Raw genomic sequence first — 7,053 nt, 5'->3', positions numbered from 1 at the left:
TCGTCATATTTCAAACCGTGGCGTTGTTGGCTTCTCTCAGCTACGCAGGTCACATACTTTTGTATGCTCCCTACGATATCTTCGCTTGCCGCCTAGCCACAACTTGAATTATTTAGAGTAAGATTTTAATGGTGAAACAGAAAAACAGAAAAACAGAAAAACAGAAAAACAGAAAAACAACGATCTGAATTTATCGAAAAGGAAAAGATAGATGCGGTATGCATTATTTTGTGTCTATACTGACAAAAGCACTATGAAATTTCACTAAAAGCTGGAAAGCGTTTCGCAAATTAACAAGCTCAATTTCAAATATTGGTGCAAATCAGCTCTGTCGTGGTAAACTTCACGGCTAATCCAGAGATTAAAATTCAATGCATCAGGAGTAATAAATGGCCAGCAGAGGCGTAAACAAAGTAATTCTTATCGGTAACCTAGGACAAGATCCAGAAATCCGTTATATGCCTAACGGCGGAGCTGTGGCAAACCTGACTCTGGCAACTTCTGAAAGTTGGCGTGACAAGCAAACCGGTGAGATGCGTGAAAAAACCGAATGGCACCGAGTCGTTATTTTCGGCAAACTTGCTGAAGTAGCAGGTGAATACCTAAAAAAAGGTTCACAAGTCTATATCGAAGGTTCTCTGCAAACACGTAAATGGCAAGATCAAAGTGGTCAAGATCGTTATACGACAGAAGTTGTTGTGAATATCGGTGGCTCAATGCAAATGTTAGGTGGCCGTGGTGGTGATGCACCATCACAAGGTCAAGGCGGTCAAGGTGGTTGGGGCCAACCACAGCAGCCTCAAGCGGCACAACAATTCAGTGGTGGTGGAGCGCCAGCCGCACGCCCATCAGCACCTGCACCACAAACCAATGAACCACCAATGGATTTTGATGACGATATTCCGTTCTAATTCTTACTGATTAGAATGTATAAATAAAATAAAGGCTTCCTTGTGAAGTCTTTATTTTTTAATAAATATAAATGCTAATAATATATATCTAGAAAATATTATTTTTTATTGGAATGATAAAACAAATACAGAACCGAAACATTAAGAGTTTATTAATTCTAAATTAAGAATTTCTTAAATAAATAAAAAATCCCCAGCAATTAAATTACATGGGGATTTGTATTGGTAGTGTTATAAAAAAAGAAATATAAATTTTATTTTCATATTAGCGTATCAAGCTACTTTAGGTTCCAGTAGTAATGGGTCATTTTGGCTTTCACCGGACAGGCGGTAGATTGACGGTGACGTACCTAAATAAGCTCTAAATCGCTTTGCAAAAGATTGCTGGGAGTCAAATTGGTATTTTAATGCAATATCAATAACTTGAAGTTCAGTGGAGCATAGGTCTTTAGCAGCTTCACAGATCCTTCTTCGGCGAATATATTCACCTAAAGGCATACCAACAACTTTTCTAAATACTCTTTGTAAATGCCATTTTGTATATCCTGATTTTAGTGCAATATCATCAAGTAATAGACGACTGGTTAAGTTCATTTCAATCCAAACTAATATTTCATTAACAACTGTAGATTGAAATTCTGTGTACTTCCCATTATAGGGAACAGGGATTTCTTTATACATAATATCTTCCTATTAGTTACTTTTTAATCTTATCCCTCATTCAGTTAATAGCCAATAAATAAATAGTAAACAAAGTTGAATTCAGTTTGTTAATTGGCAAAACAGACAAAATACCGATTTTTAATTAGTTTATAGCCAGTAGAGTTTATCTTAAGGAGATATATTCATCATATCGATTAACAATAGATGAAATTATTACGCTCTCTGAATATAAAACCATCGCACAGTGATATAACTTTTCATTGGTGTTTGGGGATATATTTTTTTAGCTTCCAAAAACTCATTAAAATTGTAGCGGAAATGATTACAGATAGAATATTCATCGCTTGCCATCCGAGAGTGAAGAAAAGAACGCCTGCTCCTAAACTGCCTATTCCACCGAAAAAATAGATAAGAAAATCAGTCATGCCTTGTACTTTAGCTCGCTCATGCATTTTATATGTATGGGGCAGTAGGTTGGTGGTACTGATTAAAAGCAAATTCCAAGCAACACCCACAAATATACCCGCCAACAAATAATTGTAAAAATGGTTACCTAGCAGGTTCATCGTTGCTGATAAAATTAACAGTACGATACCGCAGAAAATAATGCGTTTTGCCCCTAAAAGATGAATTAATGTTCCAGTGAAGAATGACGGTGCAAACATACCTAATACATGGAATTGAAATACAATCGCAATAGAGGAAAAGGCGAAGTCATGTTGTTTCATAGATAACGGTATCGAGGCAAAAGTAAAAACTACAATGGCATACCCAGCGGCACTGACAATAGCGATTAATTTTAAAATAGGTTGTGAATACAATGCACTGTAGTTGCGTTTGACTAACACTTCATCCGATGGCGTTTTCACTATTTTCTTTAAAGGCACAACGAGTAATAGAATAAATGCGATCACATAAATGGCGGCTAACGTGATGAACGGCCCTGCAAACGGGTATTCTGTAAAAAAGCGTTGGGTGGTAATGGCTAATGTTGGTCCGATTAAGGCCGCAGCAATGCCTCCACTCATAATAAGGCCAATAGCTTTTGCTCGTAAAGAAATAGGTGCTTCTTCAATTGCGGCAAAACGGAATTGTTGTGCAGTACCAATAGCAATCCCAGTGAAAAACAACCCGATGGAAAAATACACTAAATGACTTTCTATCACACCAAGAATAGAGAAGCCTGCACCGATTAACCCACCGATGTTACCAATAATAAAGCCCACCCTTCTCGAATATTTTTGCATTAAAAATGCGATCGGAATAGTTGCTAAGATTAAGCCAACGTACTGACTTACCAGTGGAATAGTTGCATAAGTTGGGTTGGTAGCCAATTTTTCGCCAATAACTACTGCTACAGAAAGGACAATCGCATTTCCTGTGATAAATAATGCAAGTGTGATAGTTAACCACCAAACGGATTTTGGCATATATCCCTCTGTCTATTAATTAAAAATCAATTGGTTATATTTCTTACATTGAGGGAATAATCCCTCTGAATGCGGCAAAGGATACAACTTAAAGTTGACTTTAAGTCAAGGTCTGCGATGGTATTTTAAGTAGTGATTAATGCTATATTTTTTTATTTTAATGGATAATGTCGCTGCTGGTGCGAGATGTGATGAGTGTCGCAATTACTATTCCTTTGGGATAAAACAAGAAAAAATGATTGTCATGCTGGGAAATTTATGTTCTTTTAATAAAAGAAACTGAAAAACAATAATCAATAAATTAGACAGACTAAACAGGAAGAACCCGTGAACATGACGACTAATCACTTAAACCTACTACTAACCGCGCCACGTGCCGCGGTGGTCGTGCGTGTGGTGGTGGTCGTGGGCTTAGCGCCGTAACGGGTACAAATCAACGCAGATTTAGAAACCCCGCCGGCGCAAACCGAGCGGGGTTTTTTATCACCTCTCGCTCGGATCCGCAGGCTAGCAAAGGATAATTATGATGAGCGAATCGGGCACCACAACACCACATAAAACCCGCTTTACGGGCGCAGAATTAATTGTATATTTACTGGAAAAACACGGTATTACCATCGTTTCTGGCATTCCAGGTGGAGCGGCTTTACCCTTTTATGACGCATTAGGTCAAAGCCAGAAAATCCGCCATATATTGGCTCGCCATGAGCAAGGTGCAGGTTTTATTGCTCAGGGAATTGCACGTACCACGGGGAAAGCCGCGGTTTGTATCTCTTCAAGTGGTCCTGGGGCAACAAACTTAGTGACCGCTATCGCTGATGCAAAACTGGATTCTATCCCGCTGGTTTGTATTACGGCTCAAGTTTCTTCGTCAATGATTGGCACAGATGCTTTCCAAGAGGTTGATACCTATGGTATTTCGATTCCAGTCACCAAACATAATTATTTGGTCCGTAATATCAATGAATTGCCACAAGTGATTTGTGATGCTTTTCGTATTGCAGAGTCAGGCCGCCCTGGGCCTGTTTGGATTGATATTCCAAAAGATGTGCAAACTGCCACAATTGAACTAACTGAAATACCAGAAGTATTACCGAAAGATAAAGCACCTGCATTTGATGTGGAAAAAGTTCTGCAAGCGGCTGAAATGATTAATAAGGCGAAACGTCCAGTACTGTATTTTGGTGGTGGGGTAATTAGTTCTGATTCGACAGAAACAGCGATCGCATTCGCGGAAAAGGCTTCATTACCGACAACCATGACATTAATGGCACTTGGCACTATTCCAATGCGCCATCCATTATATTTAGGAATGTTGGGTATGCACGCTGCCGCAAGTACTAATATGATCATGGAAGAATCGGATCTATTGATTGTGATTGGTGCACGGTTTGATGATAGAGCGATAGGTAAAGCAGAGAAATTTTGCCCTAACGCAAAAATTATCCATGTGGATATTGATAAAGCAGAAATCAGCAAAATTAAGCGTCCAGATATCGCTATTCATGCAGATGCAGGGCAAATATTGGAATTATTATTGCCTTTAGTAGAACGCAATGAACGCACAGATTGGATGGCGAAAGTGAATCAATTAAAAGAGCAATATCCATTGAATTTTAGCGAGGCTGATAACCCGCTGAACCATTATGGCTTGGTTCTGTCTACGGCACGTGCGGCTGGTGAAGATGCGATTGTGACAACGGATGTTGGGCAACACCAAATGTGGGCGGCTCAAGCATACCCCTTGTCTCGACCACGTCAATGGCTGACATCAGGTGGGTTAGGTACCATGGGCTTTGGGCTGCCTGCTGCCATTGGTGCAGCGTTGGCAAAACCCGAAAAAACCATTGTGTGTTTTTCCGGTGATGGCAGTTTGATGATGAATATTCAAGAACTGGCAACGGCAGCGGAGCACCAACTGAATATCAAAATTATCTTAATGAATAACCAAGCATTAGGGATGGTACATCAACAACAAGATTTATTTTTTGAAAATCGCATATTTGCTGCAGCTTATCCGTATCAAACCGATTTTATCAAGATTGCGGCAGGGTTTGGTTTGCAAACTTGCGATTTAAATAATGAAGCAGATCCAGAAATGGCATTAGAAGCGATAATGAATACCAAAGGTCCATGTTTGATCCATGCCTTGATTGATGTGAATCAGAAGGTATATCCAATGGTTCCACCGGGTGCAGCTAACATTGATATGATTGGAGCGTAATTATGGTATTTGAACATCATCCGATTGCTTTAGAGCTAATTGTTCGTAATCACCCAGGTGTAATGTCACATATTTGTGGTTTATTTGCGCGTAGAGCATTTAATGTTGATGGCATTCTATGTATGCCGATTAAAGATAAAGATGAAAGCCGTATATGGCTATTAGTACAAAAAGATGAGCGTTTGTCGCAAATGATTAACCAAGTTGAAAAATTAGAAGATGTTCGGGAAGTACGCTTTAGTGATGATTTGCGTCTTTTCGAAACAATGCAAAATTATTTGCAGTAATTCTGAGGTAAATTTTATGACCTAGTAGCCCATACCAACAGTATGGGCTATTTTCTTTTATGTTTAATTATAGTGATAATTAGGGTTTCTTAAAGCGAACAATGGTGGTATAAGTTCAGTTACTGAATAATGATTTTTTGAACGCATTACAGGTTTGTATTTGGTGAATTGAATAATAAATAGGTATAAATGTATGCAAAACAACATCTATTTGTCGAACACTTATCAATATGAAATTGAAACTACCCTACTAGCACAAGGGAATGATGATGAAGGTCATTGGGTGGCTCTAAAAGACAATATTTTCCACCCACAAGGTGGTGGGCAACCCATGGATACAGCTTGGGTGAATGATATTGCTGTTCGCATTAGGAAACAACCGAATGGTTTAATTGTAGGATACCTTCCTGAAGGCGTTACTTTTAGTCAAGAAAATAATGTGGTTGCAAGGGTAGATAAGGAAAAACGTCAGCGTTACGCTGCGCTACATACCGCAGGTCATTTGCTGAATTGGGAATTACGTCGCTTTGGCTGGCTGGCACAAAAAGGCCATCATTTTCCTGATGAATCTCGAGTGGAATTTAGCATGATGGAAGGGGATGTCACTCCTTTTGATAAACTTGATAGCCAATATATCGAAGATATTGTTAACCAAAGCATTCGCAGTGGGCGGTCCGTTGCAATAAAGCAAAAGGGTGATTTGCGGATCAGTTATATCGACCAAACTGAAGAAATGCCTTGTGGTGGAACGCATGTTTCTTCGCTAGATAATATTCAGCATTTTTCAATTAAGTCGATGAAATTTAAAAAGGGAACATTGCGCATTAGTTATGATGCACAACATGCCTTAATTTAAACACTATCACTAAGATGAGAGTAAGTCATGACGACGGTGGCTTGGAGCTCCCCTTCCATGCATAGATAACTGTGTGGGAAATCACCACTGAAAGCATAGAAATCCCCCGCCTCCAAAAGGATATTTTGGTCGTTATGCAACCGCAACATGAGTGAGCCAGAATTCACCATAATGTGCTCGTGAGTTCCACTCATATGGGCGGGGCTATTAATGATAGCGCCTCTTTTCATGGTTAATTGCCAGATTTCAGAGATATTTCCCATGCTAATGCGAAATTTAAACTGTTGTGAATACTCTTTTTCACTGGGAGTGGCTTTAAGCAAGTAGGGATAAGCTTCATGTTGCCGGGTAAACAAATCGCTGAGAGGAAAGCGTAGAGCAATGGCGATCGACTCTAATGTGTCGATGCGCGGGTTTGAATCACCAGATTCCAGTTTGGATAAAGCGGCTTTCGAAATCCCTGATAAACGAGATAGTTCGTTTAGCGAGAGATCCCTTGCTTGCCTAAGTAAACGAATTTTCTGCCCTATTTTTAAATTAATTTTTTTATCCACAATGTGTCTTTACCTGAATTTTAATTTATTGTGCTAGTTCTGTATCACTCAGAGAAGTAAATTATACACTCTTAGTTGTATATTGTATTTAAAGTGGCTATTTTGTTTTTTGATATAGATTTGAAATT

The 7,053-nt window shown here is 39.1% G+C and carries 8 protein-coding genes; 5 read left to right on the top strand and 3 right to left on the bottom strand.

Translation table 11 applies throughout. From position 1 onward, the window contains the following. The first annotated feature begins 389 nt into the window (after window positions 1-389). Window positions 390-911, top strand: coding sequence for a single-stranded DNA-binding protein (locus PR725_RS18150; protein WP_109912589.1), 522 nt, complete (start codon window positions 390-392; stop codon window positions 909-911). A 273-nt stretch (window positions 912-1,184) separates the two neighbouring features. On the opposite strand, the gene PR725_RS18145 is transcribed toward PR725_RS18150, so the two are convergent. Then, window positions 1,185-1,592 carry a helix-turn-helix domain-containing protein gene (locus tag PR725_RS18145; RefSeq protein WP_117163030.1) on the bottom strand — a complete coding sequence of 136 codons (408 nt, stop codon included), beginning with the start codon at window positions 1,590-1,592 and terminating at the stop codon, window positions 1,185-1,187. Between the two features lie 239 nt (window positions 1,593-1,831). Then, a complete protein-coding gene (locus tag PR725_RS18140) occupies window positions 1,832-3,004 on the bottom strand; it encodes an MFS transporter (RefSeq protein ID WP_109912587.1) in 1,173 nt (390 codons plus the stop codon). Between the two features lie 333 nt (window positions 3,005-3,337). Between PR725_RS18140 and ivbL the strand changes: the two genes are divergently transcribed. The 4 genes from ivbL (at window position 3,338) to PR725_RS18120 (ending at window position 6,371) form a co-directional block, all read left to right on the top strand. Beyond that, window positions 3,338-3,427, top strand: a complete 90-nt coding sequence (ivbL, locus tag PR725_RS18135) for an ilvB operon leader peptide IvbL (RefSeq protein ID WP_109912586.1) — start codon at window positions 3,338-3,340, stop codon at window positions 3,425-3,427. A gap of 103 nt (window positions 3,428-3,530) precedes the next feature. Continuing rightward, on the top strand, window positions 3,531-5,228 hold the full coding sequence (gene ilvB, locus PR725_RS18130) for an acetolactate synthase large subunit (protein WP_109912585.1): 1,698 nt from the start codon (window positions 3,531-3,533) through the stop codon (window positions 5,226-5,228). A 2-nt stretch (window positions 5,229-5,230) separates the two neighbouring features. Further along, entirely contained in the window at window positions 5,231-5,515 is a 285-nt protein-coding gene (gene ilvN / locus PR725_RS18125) for an acetolactate synthase small subunit (protein ID WP_070927583.1), read from the top strand. 193 nt (window positions 5,516-5,708) lie between these two features. Next, complete coding sequence (locus tag PR725_RS18120; RefSeq protein WP_272569932.1) at window positions 5,709-6,371, top strand: hypothetical protein; 663 nt, start codon at window positions 5,709-5,711, stop codon at window positions 6,369-6,371. Here the strand turns inward: PR725_RS18120 and PR725_RS18115 are convergent. Beyond that, window positions 6,368-6,925, bottom strand: coding sequence for a helix-turn-helix domain-containing protein (locus PR725_RS18115; protein WP_109912583.1), 558 nt, complete (start codon window positions 6,923-6,925; stop codon window positions 6,368-6,370). The two genes, PR725_RS18120 and PR725_RS18115, sit on opposite strands and share 4 nt — an antisense overlap. Window positions 6,926-7,053 lie beyond the last annotated feature (128 nt).

This window comes from Providencia sp. PROV255 (genome assembly GCF_028478065.1).
Classification (GTDB): Bacteria; Pseudomonadota; Gammaproteobacteria; order Enterobacterales; family Enterobacteriaceae; genus Providencia; species Providencia rettgeri.
Note: the sequence above shows the minus strand (reverse complement) of the source record. Positions and strands in the feature narration are given on the sequence as shown.

Excerpts from the sequence above, each read along its gene's own strand:
- PR725_RS18150 (WP_109912589.1), top strand. The coding sequence starts at position 390 with ATGGCCAGCAGAGGCGTAAACAAAGTAATTCTTATCGGTAACCTAGGA.
- PR725_RS18145 (WP_117163030.1), bottom strand. The coding sequence starts at position 1,592 with ATGTATAAAGAAATCCCTGTTCCCTATAATGGGAAGTACACAGAATTT.
- PR725_RS18140 (WP_109912587.1), bottom strand. The coding sequence starts at position 3,004 with ATGCCAAAATCCGTTTGGTGGTTAACTATCACACTTGCATTATTTATC.
- ivbL (WP_109912586.1), top strand. The coding sequence starts at position 3,338 with ATGACGACTAATCACTTAAACCTACTACTAACCGCGCCACGTGCCGCG.
- ilvB (WP_109912585.1), top strand. The coding sequence starts at position 3,531 with ATGAGCGAATCGGGCACCACAACACCACATAAAACCCGCTTTACGGGC.
- ilvN (WP_070927583.1), top strand. The coding sequence starts at position 5,231 with ATGGTATTTGAACATCATCCGATTGCTTTAGAGCTAATTGTTCGTAAT.
- PR725_RS18120 (WP_272569932.1), top strand. The coding sequence starts at position 5,709 with ATGCAAAACAACATCTATTTGTCGAACACTTATCAATATGAAATTGAA.